Genomic DNA, 24,470 nt, shown 5'->3' on the forward strand with positions numbered 1-24,470 from the left:
ATCAGCAATCTTTGGGGTGAAAAAATGTCCGGCACCAAGGCCAGCTCCGCCCCCACCGTCAGGGATGTGGCGGCGCTGGCCGGCGTCAGCCCGATGACGGTATCCCGCACTATGGCCGGTGGACACAACGTCCGTCCCGAAGTTCAGGAGCGTGTGCGTGCAGCGGTTGAACAGCTCGGCTACCGGCCCAACCAGAACGCCCGGAACACCCGCCTGCGGAAGCCCACGGGCCTCATCGGGGTGGCGGTCACCAATCTCGCCAACCCGTACTACGGACAGTTTGCCCTGGGCATCGAGGAGGTTGCGGCCGCGCATGGCCGGCAGATCGTCATGGGCACCAGCGGCGGTGATCCCGGCCGGGAAGAACGGCTGATGGCAGAGTTTGCGGACCGCCAGCTGGAAGGCGTCATCCTGGTGCCTGCGGCCCGGGAGGAGAAGTCCAAAAGCGTGCCCGGCGCCGGCGCCCTGCCCATTGTCCTGGCCACGCGGACGGTCAGCGGCGCGGACTTCGACGCGGCCCTCGTGGATGACGTCAACGGGGCAGCGGCGGGAACTGCCGCCCTGCTGGCGCAAGGACACCGGCGGATCGGGTTTCTCGGTGACCTGGCGGGCACGTCCACCGCGCAGCGGCGCTATGAGGGGTTTCGGCAGGCACTGGAAAAGGCCGGCGCGAACTTCGACGAAGGACTCCTGGCCGCCGTCAGGGATACGGGGATGGCTGCAGCAGCTGTGTCCAGGCAACTGGCAGGCCCCCATCCGCCAACGGCCTTCTTTTCGGCCAACAACCGGACCACGGTAGGGGCCCTGCGTGCCATTTGCGAGTGGCGCGAGAAAGGCCGCATGGACGCTCGCGGCGTTCCGGCGCTGGCCAGCTTCGACGACGTGGAGCTCGCCGACCTTTTGGGCATTCCACTGACGGTGATGTCCCACGACCCGCGGCGGCTGGGAGCGGCGGCCGCCACGATGCTCTTCGAACGCCTGGACGGCGCTGCGGGGCCCGGGCCGCGGGTGGTCCAGCTTCCGGTCGCTGTGCACAACTATGCCGTGCACAACTACTAGGGCTTCTCTACCGTGACCCGGCGCCCTTCCCGGGCGGACACGGCAGCGGCTTCCACGATGGCCTGGATCTGCATGGCCCGCTCCACATCCACGGTGGGGGCGCTGCCCAGCCGGACGGCGTCGGCAAATTCCCGGCGCAGGATGGGCCAGCATTCCGCGTGGTCCATCCCCTCGGTGGTGTAGTCCAGGGTGCCCGCGGGCGAATAGACGCTGAGCCTGGTCCTGACCGACGGCAGCTGCACGGACCCGGACAGGGAAGCCTGCCCGGTGGCACCGCCGGCATGGAACGTCGTCAGCGCTACGTACTCGCGGCTGCCGTGGGCGCTGACCGCCTCGATCGGCCCCGCCGCGAGCTCCATCAGGTCCAGCAGGTGCGGGCCCAGGTCATAGAGCGCGCCGAACTCGTCCCGCCAGGTCGTCTTGCGCTGGCCCGCGGGCATGCCCGTGCTCAGGAAGCCGCCGGCCAGGAAACCGCCGTGCAGGTAGGTTCCGGTGATGCCCAGCACCGGCGCTTCCTCACCAAGTTCGGCAGCCGCGGCCAGAAAGGACCGGGTCCTCGGGTGGTACCGCTTGGTAAGAACGACGGCGTTCGGCGTCCGGTTGCGTCGGACGGCTTCGGCCACCGCGGAGGCCTGCTCCAGTGAGCCGCCCAGCGGCTTTTCCAGCAGCAGCGCCAAACCGGCATCGGCGGCGCGCGGGGCAAGTTCCGCCTGGACGGTGGGCGGGGCTGCGAAGTCGACAGCCTCGCAGGACGCCAGCAGTTCGTCAAAAGACTCGAAGGCGCGGACTCCGTGCTGTGCGGCGAGTGCGGCGGAGCTGCGGCCTCCGGCAGACCAGATGCCCACCAGTTCTGTTTCGGCTCCGGCCGTGTGGAGGGGCGCGTGCATGGTGGCAGCCCACTGGCCGGCGCCCACCAGGCCAACCCGGACCGGGGAATAGCTCGCTGCAGGAGGTCCTGCCGCAGGGGATGAAGTCATGTGAAAAACGTACTGCAGATTTTGCATAATTTCTATACACAAGTGGGCTAGTTCTTGTGCTAATGTCGATTGCATCACATGAGTGCATCCACTCTTCCCGACCTCGAAGGACCGTCACACAGTGTCCCGATTCCTGCGCATTGCGGCGCCCCGCAGCGTCGCCATCATCGATCAGCCGCCGGTTCCGCTGGAGCCGGGCCAGGTCCGCGTGCGGACCATCTATTCCGGCATTTCCGCCGGCACCGAGCTGACCGCCTACCGCGGCACCAACCCGTACCTGACCTCTGTGTGGGACCCCAAGTCCCGCCTGTTCGAGCCTGGCCAGGAGTCCCTGGGTTATCCACTGGACGGGTGGGGCTACTCGGAAGTGGGCGAAGTGGTGGAGGTCGCCCCGTCCCTGCGCGCCGGAAGTGAAGGTGCCGAAGCGGACCCGCCCGTCCAGCCCGGCGATGTGGTCTGGGGCATCTGGGGCCACCGGGATGAAGGTGTCCTTGCGGCAGAGCAGCTGCGGGGCCACGTCCTGCCGCCCGGGGTGGACCCGATGGCCGGGGCGTTCGTCCGGGTGGGCGCCATCGCACTGAGTGCTGTGCTTGCGGCCGACCTCGGACCAGGGTCCACGGTGGCCATCTTCGGCCAAGGCGTCATTGGCCTGCTGGCCACCCGTTTTGCCGTGCTCAACGGCGCCAATGTGATAGCCGTGGACGGCATCGAAGCGCGCCGCAACAAGGCCCTGGAATGGGGTGCCGGCCATGCGCTTGCACCCACTCCGCAGCTCGCGGGAGAAATCCGGCGGATCACCGCAGGGGCGGGCGTGGACGTGGCCATCGAGCTGAGCGGCAACTACAGGGCGCTGCACGAGGCAACCCGCGCCGTGGGAGCTGACGGTACCGTCATCGCCGCCGGGTTCTACCAGGGCGAGGCTGCAGGCGTTCGCTTCGGCGAAGAGTTCCATCACAACCGGGTCCAGCTCCTGGCCTCACAGATCGGCTCCGTCCCCAACCGGCTCCGCTCCCGCTGGACCGTCCCCCGGCTGCAGCAGACCGTGGCGGACTACCTGGCCCGCGGCCTCGTGGACGCGCCGTCGCTCGTTACCCACACCTTCCCCCTGGCTGAAGCAGCCAAGGCCTATGAACTCCTGGATACGGACGCAGCGTCCGCGCTCCAGGTTGTATTGGAGTTCCCATGACCCTCATCACCGTTCAGGAGCAGCACCTTTCGGGCAGCACCCTGGAAGAGAAATTCGAGCAGGCCCTGGCCTGGGGCTTTGACGGGATCGAGCTCCGCTCCGCCGGAGACCTGCAGTTCCAGGCGCGCCTGCCGGAACTGCGCCGCGCACGCCAGGCCGGGGTTGTCATGCCCACCGCCTGCGTGGACATGACCCACTTCGTCGGCGCGTTCGATGCGGAGCTGCGGAAGGACGCCGTCGCCCAGCTCAAATCCCAGCTGAGCGTCATGGCGGAAATCGGCGGCCGGGGCGTGATGACGCCCGCGTCCTACGGCATGTTCTCCAAGCGCCTCCCGCCGTTCGTCCCGCCCCGCACTGACGAGGAGGACACCGCCGTCCTGGTGGAGGCCTTCACCGCGCTGGGGGAGCACGCCTCGTCCGAGGGTGTGGAGATCTACCTTGAGCCGCTCAACCGCTACGAGGACCACATGGTCAACCGCCTTGCCGACGGCGTGCGCCTGCTGAAGCTCGTCGGGCTGGACTCCGTGAAGCTCGCCCCGGACACCTACCACATGAACATCGAGGAAAGCGACCCGGCCGCCGCGCTCCAGGCCGCCGCCGCGTTTATCGGCCACGTCCAGGCCAGCGACTCCAACCGGCTCGAGCCGGGCGCCGGCAACATCGACTGGGCGCTGTTCGGCGCCACCCTGAAATCGATCGGCTACCAGGGGACCGTGGCGCTGGAATCGCGGCTGTCAGGGCCGGCGTCGGACGTTCTCCCGCGCGTCCCCGCCCTCCTGGGGAGGTACCTGTGAACACCCCCGGAACAACGGACGACGGCGGCATGCACCCGGGTGCAGCGGCTGAGGTGGGTGCCGCGCAGATCGCCGCCCGCTCCATTGCCATCCTCGAAGCGAATTGGCGCAAGACCCACACCGTTCCGGCGGGGGGCCTGTACCCGCACCAGTGGAGCTGGGATTCTGCGTTCATCGCGATCGGCCTCAGCCGGATGTCGCCGCGCCGCGCCGGCCAGGAAATGGACGCACTCTTCGCAGGCCAGTGGGACGACGGCCGGCTCCCGCAGATCATCTTCGATCCCTACCGCGACAAGGACTACGCGCCGGGCGCCTCATTCTGGCAGTCCAGCCGGATTCCGGGCGCACCCAGGCACGTGGAAACCGCCGGCCTGGTCCAGCCGCCCAACCACGCCTGGGCCGTCTGGAAGATCCACCAGGCGGACCCCGCCGAATCAAGGCGCCGCTCCTTCCTGGAACGGAACTATTCCAAGCTGGTGCACTGGCACGAATACCTATCTACCCGCCGCGACCGCGGCGGTTCCGGACTGGCATGCATCGTCCACCCCTGGGAATCGGGCACGGACAACTCCCCGCTGTGGGACACCGTGATGAAGCGTGTCCCCGGCAACTGCAAGACCGTCCTGAACCGTCCGGACCTGCAGCACGCGGATGCCGGCGAGCGCCCCAGTCAGAAGGAGTACGGCAAGTACTTCTGGATGGCCGAACGCTACCGGGACCACAACTGCGACGACGCCGATCCGGACTACCCGTTCCTGATGGAGGACCCGCTCTTCAACACCCTCCTCGCGGTGTCGGAACTGGCGCTGGCGGAAATCGCCGGCGAACTCGGGCTGTCCGCCGGGCCTCACCTGGAACGTGCCCGGGAGATCAGCGCCGCGCTGGAGGCCCTTTACGTGCCTGATCTCGGCTGCTACTCCGCCCGCGACGTCACCGACGGAACCATGGTCCACAAAGCCACGGTCAACGGTTTGATCCCGCTGCTGCTGACAGACCTGCCGCACGCGGACGCCCTGCTCGAGACCCTCTACGGTCCGCGCTTCATGGGCAACGACGCCCTCATGGTGCCCAGCTACGATGCCACCGCAGAGGACCACAACCCTGCCCTGTACTGGCGCGGCCCGGCCTGGTTCAACATGAGCTGGATGGTCTCGGTTGCCCTGGAGCAGCAGGGCCACAGCGAGAAGGCAGCCTTCCTCCGGAACAATATCGCCCGGCTCGCCGCCGAACAGGACTTCCCGGAATACGTGGACCCCTGGACCGGTGCCGCGCACGGCACGCGGAGCTTCAGCTGGACCGCCGCCCTCGCCCTCGAAACCACTTACCACGGGAGCCCGTCATGACCGCTGTTCCTCCTCCCTCAGCCGTATCGGTCCTGGTGGCCCACGGCGCCATGATGCGCGGCGCGGCGGACGGCAGCGTCGGCACCGCCGACGCACCGGCAAAGGGAACCGAAGGCCTCTACGTGGCGGACACCCGCCTGCTGTCGCGCTGGATCCTGGAAATCGACGACTCCACCTTCTGGGACGTCGGAACAGTCCGCAGCCCGGGCCGCCGCGACACGGCACTCAGCCCCGTGGCACGCCGCAACCAAACCCATGACCTCTTCGTCTTCCGCAGCCAGGAATTGGACGCGGCAGGCCTGACCGAGACCCTCTCCATCCGCAACTTGGGCCGTGAACCCATTACGGCGCGGCTGGTACTGCGGGCCGGAACGGACTTCGCGGACCAGTTCACGGTCCGGACGGACGGGCGCACCTTCGACCTCAGCGGCGCGGCCAGCAGCCTGGACGTGGGCGACGACGGCTCCCTCACCTTCGACTACCGGCACACCTACCATGGGCGTACTTTCGCCGCGGGCACCCGGGTCACGGCCAGCATCCCGCCGTCAGTGCGCCGGGAACCGGCAGCGGACCGCTTCGTGGGCGCGGTGCTTTCCTGGGAGCTGCCGGTGGGCCCGGGCGAGTCCCGGAGCCTCTCCATCGCCGCGCGGTCCACCGCGGCCAACCCGGCCGCCTTCGACCCGGCCGTAGCCGCAGGTGCCGCCGGAGCGGCAGCCAGTGCCGGCGTCGTGCTTAACAGCGTGGCACCCGACGTTGGCCGGAGCGCGCTCCGCAGGCAGTGCCTGACCGACCTGGACTCGTTGCTCATGCCCTGCCCGGTCAAGCCGGAGCTGACCATTCCCGCAGCCGGCCTTCCGTGGTTCCTGACGCTGTTCGGCCGGGATTCGCTCCTGTCCACGCTGCTGACGCGGGCAGAGCGGCCCGAACTCCTGGCGGATGTGCTCCGGGCCATGGCGGCGACGCAGGGGACGGTGGACGATCCGTCCCGCGTAGAACAGCCGGGCAAGATGGTCCACGAGGTCCGCATCAGCGAGCTGGCCCAGCTGGGCGCCGTTCCGTACGGCCGCTACTACGGCACCGTGGATTCAACGCCGCTGTTCCTGATGGCACTGGGCGAGGTCAAGGACCCGGCGTTGCTGCGCGAGCTCGAGGCGCCGGCGCGCGCGGCCGTGGACTGGATGCTGGGGGACGGCGGCCTGCGCGCCACCGGCTTCCTCCGCTACACTCCGGACCCCAACGGGCTGCTGCACCAGGGCTGGAAGGATTCGTTCGACGCCGTGGCGGGAGCGGATGGCCGCCAGCCCGAGGGTGCCATTGCCCTGGCAGAGGTCCAGGGCTACGCGTGGCGGGGGCTGCGCGAATGCGCCCGGGTGGCTGCCGAACAGTGGGGCGACGCGGCCTGGGCGGAGACCCTCCGTGTCCTGGCCGACGAACTGAAGGCCCGCTTCCGGCAGGCGTTCTGGATGGACGTTCACGATTTCCCCGCGCTCGCGGTGGACGGCGAAGGCACCCAGGTGGATTCGCTGGCCTCCAACGCGGGCCACCTGCTGTGGGCCGGAATCCTGGACCCGGCGGACGCCCGCGCCGTGGCCACCCGCCTGCTCGAGCCGGATTTCTTCACGGGTTGGGGCATCCGCACCCTCGCCGAGGGCCAGTTCTACTACCACCCGATGTCCTACCACAACGGGTCCGTGTGGCCGCACGACACCATGCTCGCCGCCGAAGGCATGGCCGCCTACGGTTTCCTCGACGAGGCCCGCACAGTGGCCAACGGCATGCGGGACGCCGCCGCGCACTTCGGCAACACCCTTCCGGAGCTGTTCGGCGGGTTCTCCCGTACGGACTTCCCGGTCCCGGTCACGTACCATCACGCCGGTTCGCCGCAGGCATGGGCGGCTGCGGCCGGGCTGACGGCGGAGCGCCTGGCCGGCAGCGGGGCCGGAGGTGAGTAGCGTGTATGACCGTCCGCGCGCCGGTGTGCCGCGGGCGACGCCGGAGTCCCGAAGCGCCGGCATGGTAGAGGTCCGGGTCCGGGACAAGGCCCAGCTCCAGCAGGCTTTGGCCGACGCGGTCCGGACTGTCGGGGACGCCGCCGAACGCTACGGCACCGGCATCATGATCACCGACGTGGGGGACGGTTGCTACGTGGTCCGCGCCCACCCCGCCGTGCCGTACGGGCTGGTGCGGGAGCAGCCGGGCATGGCTTAGTAACTTCCGGCCGCGGCTGTTTTCGATGCGCATATTCGTTGGCGACGCGGGTCCTCGAAGGCGCACCTCATATATGGGGTGCGCCTTCGCATATGCGGGTCGGATTCCAATCTGCGCGTCGAAAGCACGGGTCATCAACTCGCCCGGGCGCCCCGCGTAGGCCAGACTGTTACCGTGAGCAACAAGCCCCGGACCGCCCTGGCCATCGCCGGCCTGAGCCTGGGCACGGCCCTGAACCCGCTGAACTCGTCCATGATCGCCGTGGCCCTGGTGGTGCTGCGCGCCGACTTCGGGCTCGACGTCGCCGGGGTTACGTGGGTCATCACGGCGTTCTACCTCGCCTCCGCCGCCGGCCAGCCAGTCATGGGCCGGCTGGCGGACCGGTTCGGGCCACGCCGGATGTTCCTCCTCGGCATGGGGCTGGTCGCGGTGACCTGTGCCCTAGCCCCGTTCGCCCCTAATTTCGCCCTGCTGTGCGTGGCCCGGGCCGTCATGGCGCTGGGCACGGCCGCCGCCTATCCCAGTGCCGTGGTGATGGTTGGAGCCATCGCCGCCCGGGCCAGCGTCGAAGCCGCCCGCCCGCTGGGGAGGATCCAGATGGCGAACACCTCCGCGGCCGCGGTCGGCCCGGTGGTGGGCGGGCTGCTGGTGGGCCTGGTCGGCTGGGAGGCACTCTTCCTGGTCAACGTGCCCCTGGCACTCGCGGCCCTGCTGATCGTCCGAAAGGCCGCGCCGCCCGACGGATCCCGTGAGCGGGGCAGCGTGGCCGAGCTCCTGCGGGACTCGGACATTCCCGGGATCGCGGCCTTCATCGCGGCGCTGCTGCTGGTGATGATGGCCGCCCTGAATGTGGCGCCGGACTTCCGCTGGTGGATGCTCGCCGCAGGGACGGTCATCGCCGCGCTCTTCGCTTGGCGGGAGCTGCGGTTCGGCAAGCCGTTCCTGGACCTGCGGCTGCTGGGCAGGAACCGGCCGCTGATGCTGGTCTACCTGGGCTTCGCCGTGTTCAGCAGCGTCTACTACTTTGTCTTCTTCGGCCTGCCGCAGCTGCTGCAGGAATCCGGCGGGTACAGCCCCGCCGTCGTGGGCCTGCTGATGCTTCCGCTGGCGGCCATGTCCGTCGTCGCCACCCCGTGGGCGGTGCGCGCCATGGGAAGATTCGGCGTGCGGCGAGTGCTGATTGCCGGCGTCGTCCTCCTGACGCTGGCGGCCGCCCTGATGTGGCTGCTCACCGGCACGCTGGTGATCCCCGTCGTCGTGGTCCTCACGGCGCTCATGGGCGTGCCGTACGGCGTCCTGGGCATCGCGACGAACCAGGGCATGTTCATCTCCAGCCGGCCGCAGGAGCGCGGAGTGGCGGCCGGGATCTACCAGACCTGCCGCTACGTCGGGGCGATTACCGCCACGGTGATGATCGGCGTCTTCGCGTCGGGCGGCGTGCACCAGGACAGCTGGGCGCGGATAATGGCGGCCATGCTGGTCCTCTGCGCGGGGACGCTGGCGGTCTTCCTGGTGTGGCGGCCGCGGGCGGAGTAGCAGGCGGGCAGCCGGCCGGGCAATCATCAGGGCAGAACCGCGGACGACGGCGGTGCACCCTACGCGGGTTCCGCAGCTTCGCCGGGGGAGCCGGCGAGCGGGGTCGCCCGGATCCGGGCGATGCGCAGCCGGTCCATGGCCAGCACCATGAGCACATAGCCGGGAACCTCCACCCGGTCGCCGGCCTTCGGCAGCCGGCCCAGCCGGTCGATCATGAACCCCGCAACGGTTTCGTAGTGCCCGTCCGGGAGTTCGATGCCCGTGGCTGCCTGGAACTCCTGCAAGATCAGTCCGCCGTCCACGTCGATGGCACCGTTGGCCATGTCCACGCGGTCCTCGTGGTCGGCTCCGGTGTCGTACTCGTCGTAGATTTCGCCCACCAGTTCCTCCATCAGGTCCTCGAGGGTGACGATTCCGTCCGTGCCGCCGTATTCGTCCACGACCAAGGCGATGTGGTGGCCGGTGCGCCGCATCCTGGCCAGCGTCGGGAGGACGTGGTTGGTGCCGGGCAGCGGCAGGATTTCGCGGACGATGTCCTTCACCAGGGACCGGTCCTGGTCAGCGCCCCGCGGCATCAGGTCGCGGATGTGCACGAACCCCAGCACGTCATCGGGGGTCCGGCTGATCACCGGATAACGGGAGAACGGCCCGTCCTGGACGAGGGCGCGCGCGTCCGCGATGGTCCGGGCCCCCTCAATGAACGAGACTTCCGTCCTCGGGCGCATCACCTCCTGCAGCGTCCGGTCCGCCGAGCTGAAGACGTCCGTGAGGATGGTGCGGCTGGGTTCCTCGAGCAGGTCGTTCTCCGCCACCATGTCCCACAGTTCCTCTGACGAGACGTTGGCCTGTTTGGCCTGCGGGTCGCCCCCCAGCAGCCGGACCAGAGTGTTGGTGGACACTGACAGCAGCCACACCACCGGCCGCATGATCCTGGCCAGGAGGTTCAGCGGCGGCGCCAGCACACGGGTGAAGCCCACGGCACTTTGCATGGCCAGGCGCTTGGGAACCAGTTCGCCCAGCACCAACGACAGGTACGCCACCAGCAGCGTCAAGGCAATGAACGCCACCGGCTCTGCCGAGGACCCCAGGCCCAGGCCCTCCAGCAGGGGTTCGACGTCCGGTGCGATGGTGGAGGCACCGTACGCAGCGGAGAAGAAGCCGGAAAGCGTCACCCCGATCTGGACGGTTGAGAGGAAGCGGTTCGGGTTCCGTGCCAGGTCCGCGATGCGGGCGCCCCGGTCCCCGGACTTCTCGATCTGCCGCACCTGGCTCTCGCGGAGCGACACCAGGGCCATCTCCGTGCCGGCAAACACCCCGCCCAGCAGGACAAAGAAGAGCACGAGCAGGAAATTGACCAGGGTAGTGCCGTCCATGCAACGACCCTACAGAACCTTCACGCCGGAGAGGGGGATCCCGGTGGCGCCACGGAGCCGTATCGGCGCAGGTCAGTTGCGGGACGCCAGGTGCTTGTCCCGGTCCTCGAACACGTCCTCGCCCGGCCCGCTGAACGCGCGCGAACGCTCCACGGCCTCCAGTGACCCGGTGAAGAGCTGGGACTCGCCCCGGTCGGGGCGGCGCGGGTCCTGGGCCGAGTCGTCCCACTGGAAGGGGAGTGTGCGGCGGGAGGGGGTGCCGCCGTCGTACTTTTCCCAGCGCTGATGGGGGAGCGCCTCGGGGTGGCCCTGCTGCAGGAAGGTGACCATGGCTTCGCGGATGAGGCAGCGGAGGTCGAACAGGGCGGCGCTGTCGGCTGCGCTGACCAGAATGCGGACGCGGACGAACCCGCCGGTGGCATCCGTGATCTGCAGGATGCCCACACGCTCGTCCCAGAGGTCGGTGTCCGCCAGCACGCGGCGGAGTTCGACGCGCATGTCCTCCACGGGCGCGCGCCAGTCGAGGTCGAATTCCACGGTGCCCATAACGGCCGATTGGCGGCGAGTCCAGTTCTCGAACGGCGTGGTGGTGAAGTACGTGGAGGGCAGGATCAGGCGCCGGTCGTCCCATATATGCACCACCACGTACGTAAGGGTGATCTCCTCAATGCGGCCCCATTCCTTCTGTACCACCACCACGTCATCCACCCGGATGGCGTCGGTAAAGGCCAGCTGCATGCCTGCGAACACGTTCACCAGGGACGTCTGCACGGCGAGGCCGGCCACAATGGAGATTACGCCGGCGGACGCCAGCAGCCCGGCGCCCAGTGCCTGGATGGCGGGGAAAGTCAGCATCACGGAGCCAGCGGCGAGGACCACCACCAGGGCCACACCGATTCGCCGCGCCAGGATGGTCTGCGTCCGCAGCCGCCGGGCCCTGCGGTTGTCTGCCACGTCCACGCTGTAGCGGTCCAGCACCACCGCCTCGAGGATCAGCAGCACGGCCACCGCGAGCCAGGCCAGGGACGCGATCAGGCCAATGAGCAGGAAATGGTCGACGGCGGCGTGCCAGCTTTCGTGCGACGCGGTCAGCCCCAGCGCGGCGCGGACGCCGATCAGGCACAGTGCCAGGCGCAGCGGCTGGCGGGCAACCCGGGAGGCGGTCCGGAGCTCGGGCCGCTTGCGGTTGAGCTGCAGGACGATCTTGCGCAGCAGCCAGGACAGGACCAGTCCGGCGGCCACCGCGACGGTCACGGCGATGAAGGGCATGGCGGGATTGAGTAGGTCTCGCATTACTTAACCACTATCAACTGCCCGCGCCGGGGGTGAAATTCGGGCCCCCGTGCGCTCCCGCCCACTTGGCCTGGCCGGAGCCACTCCCGCGCCGGGAAGTTCCCCGTGATTCCGGGGATCCCGGCGGGCAGCAACCGGGTGCAGAGCGAGGCAACCGGGCGGGAACGTACGGCTACGGCACGATGTTGTGGTTACGGGTGAATAGATTGCCGGGGTCGTACCGCCGCTTGAGGCTGAGCAGCCGTTCATACTTGTCCGCCCCGTAGGTCAGGCGGGCTGCGCCGGCGTCCGGGCGTTCCTCACCGCCCAGGAAGTTGAGGTATTCGCCCTGTTCGGCGAAGGGCTGCATCCGTCCGTGCGCCGCACGGGCGAAGGCGGTCAGGCGCGCATCGTCGTCGGGGCTCGGCCAGAACCCGTAAATGTTCAGCAGGTAGCGTGAGGCACGGCTGGGATAGGCCGTGGCCTCCTCCGGAACGCGGGCGAAGGCTCCGCCCAGCAGGTGGATGTCGATTCCGGTGCCCTGCCAGGCGACCTCGGAAGCGAAGCCAACCACCACGTCGATGACTTCATCGTCGAGGCGCGAAAAGGAGACGTTCTTCCAGTAGCCACGAGAGCCCTTGGGAAAGAGGCTGTCCATCGCACTTTGCCATTCCGGCCAGGACACGGGTCCCACCTCATCCTGGTCAGGCGGTGCAGCATCGCGGAGCTTATCGATGAGCTCCAACCCGGGACGGTGGTCCGCGTTCGCCCAGGCACAGCCGATGATCATCCACGGAGCGGCGCCCATGTCGAACTCCGGAGGAAAAACAAGGAAGCTGACTATGGGATTCATGTCCTCCGGCAGGGCCGTCGACCAGGCCGCGAAGCGCTGCAGCCCCTCCTTCCAGTGCTCCGGGCGGTAGAACAGGTTGGCGCCCAGGACGGGGGCCGGCAGTTCCCGCGCCCTGAAGGTGAAGGACGACACGACGCCGAAATTCCCGCCACCGCCGCGGAGACCCCAGAACAGGTCCGCGTTCTCGTCCGCGCCGGCGCGCAGGTGGTCACCGGTAGCCGTGACCACGTCCGCCGAGTGGAGGTTGTCCAGCGTCAGGCCGTTGCTGCGGGTCAGCCACCCCACGCCGCCGCCCAGGGTCAGTCCGGCGATCCCCGTCTGGCTGATCACCCCTACAGGTACGGCGAGGCCGTGGGCTGCCGTCGCCTGGTCAACGTCCGCCAGCGTGGCACCGGGTTCCGCGGTGACCAGTTGCGCTTCGGTGTCCACGGTGACGCGGCGCAGCGCGCCCAGATCCAGCACCAGGCCGCCCTCCACGCTGCCGTGGCCGGCGATGTTGTGTCCGCCGCCCCGCACAGCCAGTACCAGGCCGGAGTCGCGGGCGGCTGCCAGGACGGGATCAATGTCCGCGATGGAGCCGGCGCGGGCGATGGCACGCGGGCGAAGGTCCTGCATGCCATTCCACACCCTGCGCGCTTCGTCATAACCGGGGTCGTCCGGTTCCAATAGGGTTCCCGCGAGCTGTTGCCGCAGATCGTTCAGTACCCCGGCGACCTGTCCGTCTGCGGCGGAGGGTGTTGTCTGGTCCATGGCTGGCCTCGCCACTAGAGGCCGGATCGTCGCTGGTCCGGCAGGCTTCAGGGATTGGGGAAGCGCCAGGGTACGGCGCTCGACGGCGGCAGTACTTTCAGTATCTGGCGGCGCCCCGGGAGGGTCAAGACACGGGTAGCCTTGGGCGCATGCAGAAGATATCGATCGCCGCCCTGGCCCGTCAGCAGCTCACCGCGGCGCTCGCCGCCACCAACGGCCGTGCCGCGGACACGGTGTACGGCGGCCACGAAAAGATCCTGCGGCAGTCAGTGATGGCCATGAAAGCCGGAACCCGGCTGAGTGAGCACAAGAATCCCGGCGACGCCACGCTCTACGTGCTCAGCGGCTGCATCCGGCTCAACGCCGGGGGAGAGTCCTGGCAGGGCAAGCCCGGCGACCTGCTGATCGTTCCGCCGGGCCTGCACAGCCTGGACGCCGAGGAGGACACGACCTTCCTGTTCACCGTGGCGAAATACCGCGACTGACCCTCGGCTGCGGCTCTTCCGTTGCCGCCGGGACTGCCTCCGCTGGTGGCGCACCGGGTCCGTCCTGTGCCCCCGGTGCCGTCCCGTACGCAGGCCTCCGGTCCCCTTCCTGGACGGAGGACGACGGCGGCACTAGCCTGGCCGGGGCGGGTTCCGGTTCCGCAGGGGTTGCCTTGGCCGCGCCTGCCCCGGCGTGGCCGGGCGCTTCGGCGGGGTCCTTGATTCGAGGCGCTGTCCCGGGGTGCCCGGGTTCCGCGCCGGACGGCTCCGCCGCGGAAGTCCCGACGCCGGACTCAGGGCCGGGTGCTTCCGCCCGCTGTTCGGGCCACGGTGTCGGACCTGTCCCGGATCGACCTGGGCCGGATTGATTCATGCCGGATCGATCTGCGCCGGATTGGTCTGTTGTTACTTGATCTGCGCCGGCCGGGACCGGGACCGGGGCCGGCGGGGCGAAGGATCGGACGATCGTGTCGATGGTGCCAGCTGCCTGGCGCCGGACGGTTTCGTTTCCCGCGGCCGCGCCGCCGGCAATGCCCAGCGACGCCGCCACAGCCAGGCTGGTGAGGACGGCCCGTTTCCTCCGTGGCTGTTTCCGGGCCCGCCCGGGGAGCGGCACCACCTCCGCCAGTGGCCCGTCTGTTCCGGCGGGACCTGCCCCGCCCGCGCCTGACCCCTGAATCAGCGCCGCCAGCTCAGCGCACGGCACCGGAACTTCAGTAGTCCTGAACGACCGCAACCGGAGCAGCGCGTCCCGCAGCTCGTCGTCGTCCGCGACGAAGCCCGCTTCGGCGAGCAGCGCGTCCACGTAGAGCTGGTCCTCGAGGCGGCGGTCCCGCCCGTGCTGTTCACTGGTCATGATGCGTCTTCCTTCAATGAGGGACGGAGTTTCCGGAGGCGGCAGAGGGCACGGCGCTGGAGCTGCTTGATGGCGCCGGTGGTCCTGCCCATGATTTCGGCGGTGGTTTCGACGGAGAGATCGGCCACGATCCGCAGCGCCAGGACTTCCTGCTGGTCCGGTTGCAGCGTGCCGAGGATTTCCTTGACGTTCTCGGTGGAGGCGGCGGCCACCACCTGGTCCTCGGCCGAATCGGCACGGCGGGGGTCGGCATCGGGGTCGTACCCGGTACTGAAAGGAGTTTTCACCCGACGGCGATACTCATCCACGTAGCGGGCGTGGGCGATGGAGAAGGCGAGCGATTTGGCGCCCTGCGCGCCGCCGTCGAGCCCGTCCAGCTGCGGGTAGAGGGCCAGGAAGACCTCCTGGGTCATGGCCTCCGGGTCCTCGACGTCCCGGGCGCGCAGGTAGCTGAGGACCGCCGGGGCGAGCTCCCGGTACACAGCACAAAAGGCGCCCTCGCCGGACTGGCGCTGCGCCTGTGCCTCATCGCTGATCTCTTGCATCCGCCCCCCTGCGGCAGATACCCCTGCGGGACATCGGTGGGATGGCGCCGCGCCGGGAGGGAAAGTCCGCCCCCGGCACGGCGTTAGCGCTCCTTAAAGCAGGCTACTCCTAGCCGTGGTGCGAGTGCTTGGCGCTGTTGCCCTGGTGGCCGGCGCCGCCGCTGGAGCCGGGCGAGCCGTTGGCTCCGTTGGATCCGTTGGCTCCGTTGGAGGCAGGTGCGCCTTCGTTCTGCAGCTCGACGCTCTGCGGCTGGACGATGCCGTCGCCCTCACCGGGGGTGGTGCCGTTGTCCGAACCGTCATCGATGCTGCCGTCGCCTCGCTCCTGCGGTGCCGGGATGGTGGCGCAGTAGTCGTCGATGGCCTCGTCGCCGCCGGCCACCTGCATCAGGACGGTGTAGGCGGTGGAGGTGGAGTTCAGGCCGCCGTGTTCGAAGGCGTTGCACAGGCCGGCTGCTGCCGCTCCGGTGACGTCAGGGCCCACCGGGGTGGCGGCGGGGCCTTCCTCAGGATCATCGGTTTCCGGGTCGTCTGCATCAGAATCGTCGGTTTCCGTGGGTTCCGGTGTGGGTTCCGGGTCGCCGGTGGGCTCAGGCTCGGCCGTTTCGGTCTCGGTCGGTTCCGGATCCGGCGATGCTGTTTCAGTCTCGGTGGGGGTGGGCTCCGGCGTTACAGTGTCCGTGGGCTCCGGCGTGGGCGATTCGATGGGCGCTACCGGGCCGTCGTGCGAATCGGCCATGGCCGCGACCCCCGTGCCGCCGACCGCCAGGGCGCCGGCCGCAAGTGCGGTCATAACCAGCTTGTTGCCTGAAAAGGTGAAGTAAGACATGAGACCCTCCGTTGACGAATTTTATGGATTGCGTTCAACTTCGCGGGATGTCCCCGCACTTAGTGGATCGAAAATTGCGTCATCGAGGTTACGGGTTTTGGAAAAAATTTGACGGGGTTGTCATGCCTTGACGTTTTCGGACCCTACGGGCCGCGGCTCCAGCCAGACCTGCTCGCGCGGCCCGGGCGGGTAGGCGTGCTTCTTCCCGGCCAGTGCGATGGCCAGGGCGCCGAGCACCGGGAGGGCGGCCGCGGCGGGAACCAGGAGGGGGCCACCCGCCACCAGGGCGGCCGAGCCGTAGAGGGCACCGAGCGTGATCCCCAGCTGGATGGTCAGCACCGTCAGCCCGTTGGCCGCTTCGCTGTAGTGGCCGCCGGCGCGCAGGATCGCGGACTGGTTGTAGATGCCGATCGCGCCCAGGCCGGCGCCCCAGACGGCCATCAGCACCAGCGCGAACACGAGGTTACCCACCGCGAACGGCAAGAGGAGCATGGAAGCGGCGATGGCCGCCGTCGTCATCAGGAGCGAACGGCGCGGCCTCGAATCGACGGTGAGGCCCGCAATCCAGATCCCGACCAGTCCGGACGCGCCGAGGACCGTGAGGGAGAGGCTGATGGCGTAGTCGGGCAGTTGGGCGCCGTGGATGTACGGGGCGATGTAGGTGAAGAGCGCGAAGTGGGCCAGGACCAGCAGCGGCCACGCCAGCGCGACGGACTTGACCCCTGGCTGCGCGATGGCCAGGCGGAGCGAGGGACGGGCGGCGTCGGCAATCCGGTGGACGCCGGGAAGCAGGAGGAACGCCAGCACGGCCAGCAGCACGCCGAACCCGGCCATCGCCAGGAACGCTGCGCGCCATCCAAGGAGCGCGCCCAACGCAGTGCCCGCGGGAGCGCCGACGGCCAAGCCCAGGCTGTTGCCGCTGAACACGATCGCCAGCGCCTTGCCCACCTTCGCCGCCGGCACTACCCGTGCCACGTATGGTGCCATGGTGGTCCAGAGGAGTCCGTGCGCCAGGCCGCCCACCATGCGGGCGATCATCGCCGTCGTAAAATCCGGGGCCAGGCCCACCCAGGCGTTGCTCGCAGCGAACGTCAGCACCAGCCCGACCAGGAGCCCGTGCCGCGGGATGCGCGCCAGCAGCCGCGCTGCCGGCACGACTGTGACCACGATGACCGCGGCATAGGCGGCGGCGAGGTACCCGGCCACCGCCTCGGACACTCCCAGTGCGTCGCTGATCTGCGGCAGCAGCCCTGACGGCAGGAGTTCGGTGGTGATGGCAGTGAAAGCAATGGTGGCCAGGACAGCCATCGCGGCGTACGGGAAACGGGCAGGTTCCGGCGCGGAAATCGCGGAAGACATGGGGGTGGGATCCATTCAAGGGGAGGGGTGGAACGCGGCTCGGCTGGCCGGACAATTCCTCCCTTAAATTTACCGGATCCGGGCGTCTGTCATGGATATGACAGACGCTCCGCTAAGCCGTGTTACGCGTGCCATTCCGGGCACCGCACACCGGTCCGCCTGCGCTTTACCGTTTGCCGAAATCGGTGTCGGTGTAGGAACCGGGCCGGCCTGCCGCCTGGCACGTGCAGGTACCGGCCACATCCAATCTCACGGTTACGGGCTGGCCGGCTTGAAGCCGGATGTCCACGGGTGCCGCCGCTGCAGCGGAGACATGCAGGACGGCTTCTTCGGGGGCGGTGGCAGACATGGCTGTCCTTTCCGGTGGGTTATTGACAATTGATTCCTTGATGGACATGGTTACTTGGCCTGGCCGGGGGCGCTGATCCGGGCGTCCAGCAGGCCTGCTGCCACGGCCGGAGCGAGTCCGGGCGCCAGCGGAAGGCGCGGGACCACCAGGCAGTGCCAGAGGTGGTAGATGTCCGCCTTTCCGGACCAGACGGTGGAGGTGACGTTGCCCTTCTCGTCGAGTTCCTGCTTCCAGGATCCGTGCTCGTAGTCGATGAACCAGTCGCGGGCATGGTCCCAGATCCGCTCGTACCAGTCCGCGTACTGCTGTTCGCCGGTGGCGATGTAGAGGGCCGCCGCTCCGCCGATTGCCTCGGCGGGCACCCAGCGGATGCGGGTGGTGACCACCGGCTTGCCTTCCCAATCCACCGTGTAGACGAAGCCGGGGTTCCCGTCCGGCTGCCAGGCGTCACGGATGGCAGCGTCGAAGAGGCCGCGGGCGTCCTCGAGCAGCCACGCGGGGACCTCCAGGCCGCGGGCTTCGAGCCCGGCGCGGAGGTGGAGGAGCAGGCGCGCCCACTCAACCCAGTGACCGGGGGTTCCGCCGTAGGCGCGGAACTGGCTGGCCCGGTCATCGGTGTTGTACTCCGGCATCGGGTTCCACGCCGGGTCGAAGTGTTCGAAGACTCGGTAGTTGTTGTTCCGCGCGAACTGGTGGATCAGCACCTCGGCGATGTGCAGGGCCCGCTCCAGCCACCGGTTCTCCCCGGTTACGTCGGCGACGATGAGGTACGCCTCCACCGAGTGCATACTGGCGTTGCCGCCGCGGTACGCCTCGGTTTCGGTGAAGTCGCGGTTCCAGGAGTCGAAACACATGTTGGCCTCGTGGTCCCAGAACTTCAGGTCAGCGATCCGGAGCGCTTCCTCGAGCAGTTCGCGGGAACCTGGCCGTCCGGCCGCAACGGCACTGGCAGCAGCAAGGAGCACGAACGAGTGCTGGTAGCCGGACTTGGTGTCGTTTACGGGACCGCTTTCATCCACCTCGGCATACCAGCCGCCGAATTCCTTATCGTGGAGCACCCCGTTGAGCGCCGCGATGCCGTGGTCCACGAGGGTCGCTGCGCCGGGCCGTCCCAGGAGGGCGGCGACGGAGAAACTGTGGACCATCCGGGCGGTAATCCAGAGATGGGTCGGCTTGTCGGGGAACACCTTGCCGTAGTTGTCGAGCCAGCCGAACCCCGTAGGGACCTTTGAAGCCGCGGCGAAATTGATCAGCCGGTCGGTTTCCGCCTCGAGCCATCGTGCGTGGGCGGCACTGTTCAGCCACGTCATTGTTGTTTCCTCTCTGTGGTGCGGTGCGAAGGGGTTGTGTCGGTGGTGGTGCTGTTGCTATCCGGCAGCGTCGAGCACGCCGCGGATAATGGTCGCCGCCGCTCCAAGGTAGGCCAGGATGATCAGGAGGAGCTGTGCGGCGCGGGCAGGAACGAACTTTGCGGCGACGTCGCCCAGTATCAGCCCGGCCAGGCAGGCCGCCGCAACGGCCACCCACATTCCCCATGGCAGCATGGGGAACGTTTCGGGGGCGGTGATCGCCTTGGAGATGAGCGAGAGTGCGCCGATGGTGAAAAAGTAGGGCTGCATGGTGGCAGCGAACGACTTGTGCTGCCACCGGGTGGCGATGGAGTACATGCTGACCGCCGGTCCGCCCACCCCAGCCGCCGTGTTCATGAACCCGCTCAGGCCGCCGGCCGTGAAGAGGTAGCGCCGGCGCTCCGGCAAGGTGGCGGATTTCAGGACCAGCAGGACGGTCAGTCCGACGGCGAGAATCACCCCGATGGCGATCTCCAGCACTGCTGCGGGGATGAGTCGGATCAGGAATGCCGCAGGGATGATGCCCAGCAGTGCTGAGGCGGCGAGCAGCAGATACCGCTTCCAGTCGATGTCCTTCACCACCCGGAAGATGATGGCCCCCGCCGTCACGGCGCCGCATACGTTCACCAGTACCACTCCCTCTACCGGCCCCAGGAGCAGGACCAGGAAGGGCGCGGCCACCAGCGCGAAGCCCATGCCGGTGACGCGCTGCATCCCGGCACCCATGACGACGGCGCCCAGCACCAGTCCGGTGGTCAGCACTTACGGCCTCCAGGCCACGTACTGGATCTCCTCGAATTCCTCCAGGCCCAGGCTTGCGCCCTCCCGGCCGAGGCCGGACTGTTTGGCGCCGCCCATGGGGGCGAACGCAACGGACGGCAGGGGATCGTTGACGCCCACAATGCCCGCCTCGAGGCGCTCGGGAATTTCCCAGCCGCGTTTGGGGCTGCTGCTCCAGACATACGCGGCCAGGCCCATCTCTGTGGCGTTGGCCTTTCGGATTGCCTCTTCCTCCGAGGAGAAGGTCACGACGCCGGCCGCCGGGCCGAACACTTCTTCTGTCACCAGGGGGGCATCATCGGGGACGTCCGTGAGCAGCGTGGGTGCCATGAATGCACCCTGGCCGGGCACTGAGGTCCGCTCTGTGACCCGGCTGGCGCCGCGCTCCAGTGCGTCGTCCACCAGGGCCTGCACGGCGGACACCCGTTCGGCGTCGATCATGGGACCCAGGTCCGGGACGGGCGTGCCGTCGTCCGGAACGCCGTGCCCGATGCTCATCGCATCAAAGCGCGCGCCCAGCCGCGCCGCGAATTCGTCGGCGATGCTATCCTGCACCAGGAACCGGTTGGCCGCCACGCAGGACTGACCCGTGTTCCGGAGCCGGCCCAGCACGGCACCCTCCACGGCGGCGTCCAGGTCCGCGTCCTCGAAGACGATGAAGGGCGCATTGCCGCCCAGTTCCAGCAGCGGACGGACCACCCTTGCGGAGGCTGAGGCCATGATCTGGCGGCCCACTCCCGTGGATCCGGTGAAGCTGACCGCCCGCACGGCAGGGTGGGACATCAGGGCACCGGTGATCTCGCGGGAGGGGCCGTGGACCAGGTTGACCACGCCAGCCGGGAACCCGGCGTCGTGCAGGACCTCGAACAGCCCGGTGGCGGCGAGCGGCGCCTTTTCGGACACGCGGCCCACCACGGTACAGCCTGCGGCCAGCATGGCGGCAAGCTTGCGCGCCTGGATGGACACCGGAAAGTTCCACGGCGTAAGGCTAAGCGCCACACCGATCGGCTTGCGGCTGCTGAGGTGGCGACGGCCCTGCAGCTCCGGCGGGCTGACAGTACCTGTGGAGCGGCGGACTTCCTCGGCGAACCAACGGAAGTACTCCACCGAAAAGTCCACCTCGCCCTGGGCTTCGGGGAGTCGCTTGCCGGCCTCGAGGGCCAGCGTCTGGGCCAGTTCGTCGCGGCGTTCGGCAAGCAGGTCAGCTGCATTGCGGAGCAGGTCTGCCCGCTGCCGGACGGTGGTGCGGGACCAGGACCCGAAGGCCTGTGCTGCCGCGTCGGCCGCTTTGGTGGCGTCCCCGGCGGCGCCCCAGGCAACCTCGCCCACGGTGCTGCCATTGCCGGGGTCGGTCACGTCCTTGACAGTTCCCGCGGTGTGCCAGGTGCCGTTCACGAGGTGTCGGGCTGATGTGAGGTTCATGGATGGTGCCTTTCATGGGGCTGGGGGGCGTCCAGTACGACGGGGCGGGCTGGGCTGGCCGCCGTGGTTGCAGTGCTCATCCCTTGCTGGCTCCGGCCGTGATGCCGGCAACGAAGTACCGCTGCAGGAAGACATAGGCCACCACCACCGGCAGGGAGGCCATGATGACGCCGGCGAACAGCAGCGGGTAGTTCGTCTGGAACTCGCCCTGGAAGCTCAGCAGTGCCAGCGGCAGTGTGCGGTTGCCGGGGGACTGGATGAAAAGAAGCGGATACAGCAGTTCGTTCCAGTGGATGACGAACAGGAAGATCGCTGCGGCGGCGATGGACGGGGCGGACAGCGGCAGGGCGATGGACACGTAGGTCCGCCACGGGCCGGTGCCGTCAATCGACGACGCTTCGTAGAGTTCCTTGGGCAGGGTCCGCATGAACCCGCCCAGGATGAAGACGGCGATGGGCAGCGTGGATACCAGGTTCGCCAGCACCAGGCCGGCCAGGCTGTCCAGGAGCCCCAATCGTCCAAAGAGGACATACAACGGAACCATGTTGGCCTGGGCGGGGATGGCCATGCCAAGGACAAGGAAGCCGAAAATGGCCCAGGACATGAAGCCGCGGAGCCGGGAGACGGCGTAGCCGGCCAGGCTGGCGAGGAAAAGTGTGAGCGGCACTGAGATCGCCGTGACGATGACGCTGTTCCAGAACGAGGACCCGAGGTCCTGGCCGCCGATCACTTCCGCGTAGTTGGCGGGGGAGAGTGATTGCGGCAGGCTGAACGGACCCGCGAAGAGTTCCTGGGTGGACTTGAAGCTGCCGAACCCCACCACGGTCAGCGGAATGATGATGATGACCGCGTAGATCGCGAGGATTCCGCGGCGGGTTATTGACGCGAGCATGCTGTCATTCCCCCTTCGGGGTGAGGCGGAGCAGCCGGCGCTGCAGCCAGGTGACCAGGGCGATCATCGCCATAAAGATGATCGACTGGGCGGCTGCGTAGCCGAACTCCGAGTTGGCGAAGGTGCTGTAGATACGGGTGGAGAGGATATCCAGGGACTGTTTCGGCGGGTTGCCCGCGATACCCAGGATCAGGTCGAACGCCTTGAAGGACTGCACCGTGGTGTAGGCCACCACAATGGACGTTGCCGGCGCCACGAATGGCCAGGTGATCGACGTGAACTGCTGCCACCTATTGGCGCCGTCCATCTCCGCGGCCTCGTAGAGCTCCCGCGGGATGGCCTGCAGGCCGGCGATGTAGACCACCATCATCTGCCCGGCGTGGAACCACACCTGGGTGACGGCCACCCAGTACAGTGCCTGGGCGTCATTGCCTAGGTAGGAACCGCCGTCCACGCCCACGCTTCTGAGGACTGTGTTGGCCAGGCCGAAGTTGGGATCGTAGATGAACTTCCAGATAAACGCCACGGATACCGAGGACAGAATGGTGGGGAAGAAGAACAACGCACGGAGCAGGACACTCCCCCGCGAGTTCTTCGTCAGCAGCAGCGCCAGGATCAGGGAGAACACCGTCTGGGCAATCACCACCAGCAGTACGAACTTGAGGTTGTTGGACAGTGCGTTCGTGAACAGCGAGTCGTTGGTGAAGGCCCGGACAAAGTTGTCCAGTCCGACGTAGTTGAAGGCGGCCGAGAAGCCGTTCCAGTCCGTAAGGGCGTACTGGAAGGCCTGCAGGGTGGGCATCACCAGGAAGAAGGCAATGACGGCGACGGCGGGAAGCGGGAAGAGATACAGCGCCGGATTCACCCGAGTGGGGGAGCGGCGGCGTTTCTTCCCTGCGTGAATCGGGTCCGGGGGGCTGCCTGATGCCTTCCGTTTAGCAGGCAGCCCTGTGTGCGTGCTCATATCCGCTCGTCCACGATCTTTTGAGCGGCTTCGGCTGCCTGTTCCGGACTGGTGCCGGAGATGACCGCCGTCGCGCTCGCCTCCACGGCATTGCGGACATCCAGGTTCTGGAACTGGAACCTGGCTGCCAGAGCCGTCTTTTTCTCCAGCCAGGGGCTCAGGCGCTTCAGGTCCGGGTTGGTGTATTCCACGTTGTTCACGGATACGTGCTGCGCCGTCTGGTTGGCGTAGTAGGCGGCGTTCTCCGGTTCGGAGAGGAAGTCGATCCACGCTGCCGCGGCTGCCTGGTTCTTGCTTGCGGAGTTGACGCCCAGGATGAACGTGGCGTTGTAGACGCCCTCGTATTTGCCGCTGCCGTCCGAGGTGTTGGGGAATACCAGCTCGATGGGGAACTTGGCGCCCAGGCCGCGGACCGCGGCAATGTGGTACGAGCCAGTGGCCAGCATGGCGGCCTTGCCTTGGGAGAAGAGGTTCTGGGCGGGTTCGACAGCGGTTCCGGTGGCGTTGGGCTGCAGGTACGGAACCAGTTCCTTGTACTGGTTCAGCATCTTGATGAACCAGTCATCGGTGACTTTCAGCTTCCCCTGCTCGATCTGGGCGCACATGTCATCGACGGGAGCGTTGTTGGCGATCATGTTGTTGAACAGCTGCCCGCCGTTTCCAACGTCCCCGCCCGGCCAGGAGATGGGAATGACTCCGGCGCCGGCCAGCTTGTCACACATGGCAAGGAAGGAATCCCAGTCCTTCGGGGCAAGGTCGGCCCCCGCCTTGTCGAACAAATCGACGTTGGCCATGGGCATCGGGAAAACCACCTGGTACGGCAGGCCCAGCTGGTTCTCCCCGGACCTCCCGGCGGACAGGAGGCTTTCCTGGTAGTTCTTCACCGCCTTACTGTCCTTGAGTTCCGTGTAGATCCCGGCTTCGGTGAAGTTCTTGAACTGGGCACCGCGGAAGGTGGCAAAGGCGTCGCCGATGGAGCCGCCGCGGAGTTTCTGCAAGGCTTGGGCGTTGTAATCGTTGGACGTGGAGATATCCTGGGCCACTTCCACGCCGTCGTGCAGCGCGGCAAACCGCTTGATCAGCTCGTCGAACACGGCCTTGTCCTCACCGCGCCAGTGAGCGAAGGACACTTTGCCGGTGACTGCACCGGCGGAGGGGGCGGCCGGACCGGTTGCCCCGCCCGGTGTGGTGGACCCGCCGGGGCCGGCGCAGGCTGCCGCGGTGGCGCCGAAGCCCAGGGCTCCGAGAAGGGCGATGGCCTGGCGGCGTGAAATCTGACTCACAATGAT

At 68.0% G+C, this 24,470-nt stretch carries 23 protein-coding genes; 8 read left to right on the forward strand and 15 right to left on the reverse strand.

Features of this window, described 5'->3' with window-relative positions:
- The first annotated feature begins 24 nt into the window (after positions 1-24).
- Positions 25-1,059, forward strand: coding sequence for a LacI family DNA-binding transcriptional regulator (locus ACFWIX_RS05255; RefSeq protein ID WP_377215058.1), 1,035 nt, complete (start codon positions 25-27; stop codon positions 1,057-1,059).
- Here ACFWIX_RS05255 and ACFWIX_RS05260 read toward each other — a convergent pair.
- Positions 1,056-2,036, reverse strand: coding sequence for a Gfo/Idh/MocA family protein (locus tag ACFWIX_RS05260; RefSeq protein ID WP_377215059.1), 981 nt, complete (start codon positions 2,034-2,036; stop codon positions 1,056-1,058). The genes ACFWIX_RS05255 and ACFWIX_RS05260 overlap by 4 nt on opposite strands.
- A 121-nt stretch (positions 2,037-2,157) precedes the next feature.
- Between ACFWIX_RS05260 and ACFWIX_RS05265 the strand changes: the two genes are divergently transcribed.
- The 6 genes from ACFWIX_RS05265 to ACFWIX_RS05290 all read left to right on the forward strand — a co-directional run bounded on the left by ACFWIX_RS05265 (position 2,158) and on the right by ACFWIX_RS05290 (position 9,103).
- Positions 2,158-3,222 carry a zinc-binding alcohol dehydrogenase gene (locus ACFWIX_RS05265; protein WP_377215060.1) on the forward strand — a complete coding sequence of 355 codons (1,065 nt, stop codon included), beginning with the start codon at positions 2,158-2,160 and terminating at the stop codon, positions 3,220-3,222.
- Positions 3,219-4,016 (forward strand): sugar phosphate isomerase/epimerase family protein, encoded by a 798-nt coding sequence (locus tag ACFWIX_RS05270; protein ID WP_377215061.1) that lies wholly within the window; start codon positions 3,219-3,221, stop codon positions 4,014-4,016. Before ACFWIX_RS05265 ends, ACFWIX_RS05270 begins: the two co-directional genes overlap by 4 nt.
- On the forward strand, positions 4,013-5,359 hold the full coding sequence (locus tag ACFWIX_RS05275) for a hypothetical protein (RefSeq protein ID WP_377215062.1): 1,347 nt from the start codon (positions 4,013-4,015) through the stop codon (positions 5,357-5,359). Before ACFWIX_RS05270 ends, ACFWIX_RS05275 begins: the two co-directional genes overlap by 4 nt.
- Positions 5,356-7,311, forward strand: coding sequence for a glycogen debranching N-terminal domain-containing protein (locus ACFWIX_RS05280; protein ID WP_377215063.1), 1,956 nt, complete (start codon positions 5,356-5,358; stop codon positions 7,309-7,311). Before ACFWIX_RS05275 ends, ACFWIX_RS05280 begins: the two co-directional genes overlap by 4 nt.
- Position 7,312: 1 nt before the next feature.
- Positions 7,313-7,567, forward strand: coding sequence for a hypothetical protein (locus ACFWIX_RS05285; protein WP_377215064.1), 255 nt, complete (start codon positions 7,313-7,315; stop codon positions 7,565-7,567).
- Positions 7,568-7,741: 174 nt separating this feature from the next.
- Entirely contained in the window at positions 7,742-9,103 is a 1,362-nt protein-coding gene (locus tag ACFWIX_RS05290) for an MFS transporter (RefSeq protein WP_377215065.1), read from the forward strand.
- Positions 9,104-9,162: 59 nt separating this feature from the next.
- Here ACFWIX_RS05290 and ACFWIX_RS05295 read toward each other — a convergent pair whose 3' ends face one another.
- The 3 genes from ACFWIX_RS05295 to ACFWIX_RS05305 form a co-directional block, all read right to left on the reverse strand.
- On the reverse strand, positions 9,163-10,476 hold the full coding sequence (locus tag ACFWIX_RS05295) for a hemolysin family protein (protein ID WP_377215066.1): 1,314 nt from the start codon (positions 10,474-10,476) through the stop codon (positions 9,163-9,165).
- Positions 10,477-10,548: 72 nt separating this feature from the next.
- Positions 10,549-11,769, reverse strand: a complete 1,221-nt coding sequence (locus ACFWIX_RS05300; protein ID WP_377215067.1) for a mechanosensitive ion channel family protein — start codon at positions 11,767-11,769, stop codon at positions 10,549-10,551.
- Between the two features lie 172 nt (positions 11,770-11,941).
- Positions 11,942-13,351 (reverse strand): FAD-binding oxidoreductase, encoded by a 1,410-nt coding sequence (locus tag ACFWIX_RS05305; RefSeq protein ID WP_377215068.1) that lies wholly within the window; start codon positions 13,349-13,351, stop codon positions 11,942-11,944.
- A 149-nt stretch (positions 13,352-13,500) separates the two neighbouring features.
- On the opposite strand from ACFWIX_RS05305, the gene ACFWIX_RS05310 reads away from it, so the two are divergent.
- Complete coding sequence (locus ACFWIX_RS05310) at positions 13,501-13,836, forward strand: cupin domain-containing protein (protein WP_377215069.1); 336 nt, start codon at positions 13,501-13,503, stop codon at positions 13,834-13,836.
- Here the strand turns inward: ACFWIX_RS05310 and ACFWIX_RS05315 are convergent.
- From ACFWIX_RS05315 to ACFWIX_RS05365, 11 genes are all read right to left on the reverse strand, one after another.
- Entirely contained in the window at positions 13,811-14,692 is an 882-nt protein-coding gene (locus ACFWIX_RS05315) for a hypothetical protein (protein ID WP_377215070.1), read from the reverse strand. The two genes, ACFWIX_RS05310 and ACFWIX_RS05315, sit on opposite strands and share 26 nt — an antisense overlap.
- Positions 14,689-15,237 (reverse strand): RNA polymerase sigma factor, encoded by a 549-nt coding sequence (locus ACFWIX_RS05320; protein WP_377215071.1) that lies wholly within the window; start codon positions 15,235-15,237, stop codon positions 14,689-14,691. The genes ACFWIX_RS05315 and ACFWIX_RS05320 overlap by 4 nt, the downstream gene beginning before the upstream one ends.
- Before the next feature lie 109 nt (positions 15,238-15,346).
- A complete protein-coding gene (locus tag ACFWIX_RS05325) occupies positions 15,347-16,066 on the reverse strand; it encodes a hypothetical protein (protein WP_377215072.1) in 720 nt (239 codons plus the stop codon).
- A 120-nt stretch (positions 16,067-16,186) separates the two neighbouring features.
- The gene (locus tag ACFWIX_RS05330) at positions 16,187-17,425 is read right to left on the reverse strand and encodes an MFS transporter (RefSeq protein ID WP_377215073.1); all 1,239 of its coding nucleotides are present in this window, start codon (positions 17,423-17,425) and stop codon (positions 16,187-16,189) included.
- A gap of 166 nt (positions 17,426-17,591) precedes the next feature.
- Entirely contained in the window at positions 17,592-17,774 is a 183-nt protein-coding gene (locus tag ACFWIX_RS05335) for a hypothetical protein (RefSeq protein WP_377215074.1), read from the reverse strand.
- A gap of 50 nt (positions 17,775-17,824) precedes the next feature.
- Positions 17,825-19,084 carry an AGE family epimerase/isomerase gene (locus ACFWIX_RS05340; RefSeq protein WP_377215075.1) on the reverse strand — a complete coding sequence of 420 codons (1,260 nt, stop codon included), beginning with the start codon at positions 19,082-19,084 and terminating at the stop codon, positions 17,825-17,827.
- A gap of 57 nt (positions 19,085-19,141) precedes the next feature.
- Entirely contained in the window at positions 19,142-19,885 is a 744-nt protein-coding gene (locus ACFWIX_RS05345; RefSeq protein WP_377215076.1) for a sulfite exporter TauE/SafE family protein, read from the reverse strand.
- Positions 19,886-21,325 carry an NAD-dependent succinate-semialdehyde dehydrogenase gene (locus ACFWIX_RS05350; RefSeq protein ID WP_377215077.1) on the reverse strand — a complete coding sequence of 480 codons (1,440 nt, stop codon included), beginning with the start codon at positions 21,323-21,325 and terminating at the stop codon, positions 19,886-19,888.
- 76 nt (positions 21,326-21,401) lie between these two features.
- Positions 21,402-22,217 carry a carbohydrate ABC transporter permease gene (locus ACFWIX_RS05355; protein WP_377215078.1) on the reverse strand — a complete coding sequence of 272 codons (816 nt, stop codon included), beginning with the start codon at positions 22,215-22,217 and terminating at the stop codon, positions 21,402-21,404.
- A gap of 4 nt (positions 22,218-22,221) precedes the next feature.
- Complete coding sequence (locus tag ACFWIX_RS05360; RefSeq protein WP_377215079.1) at positions 22,222-23,082, reverse strand: carbohydrate ABC transporter permease; 861 nt, start codon at positions 23,080-23,082, stop codon at positions 22,222-22,224.
- A 95-nt stretch (positions 23,083-23,177) separates the two neighbouring features.
- Entirely contained in the window at positions 23,178-24,464 is a 1,287-nt protein-coding gene (locus tag ACFWIX_RS05365) for an ABC transporter substrate-binding protein (RefSeq protein WP_377215080.1), read from the reverse strand.
- Positions 24,465-24,470 lie beyond the last annotated feature (6 nt).

It is taken from the genome of Pseudarthrobacter sp. NPDC058362 (assembly GCF_042723515.1).
Taxonomy (GTDB): domain Bacteria; phylum Actinomycetota; class Actinomycetes; order Actinomycetales; family Micrococcaceae; genus Arthrobacter.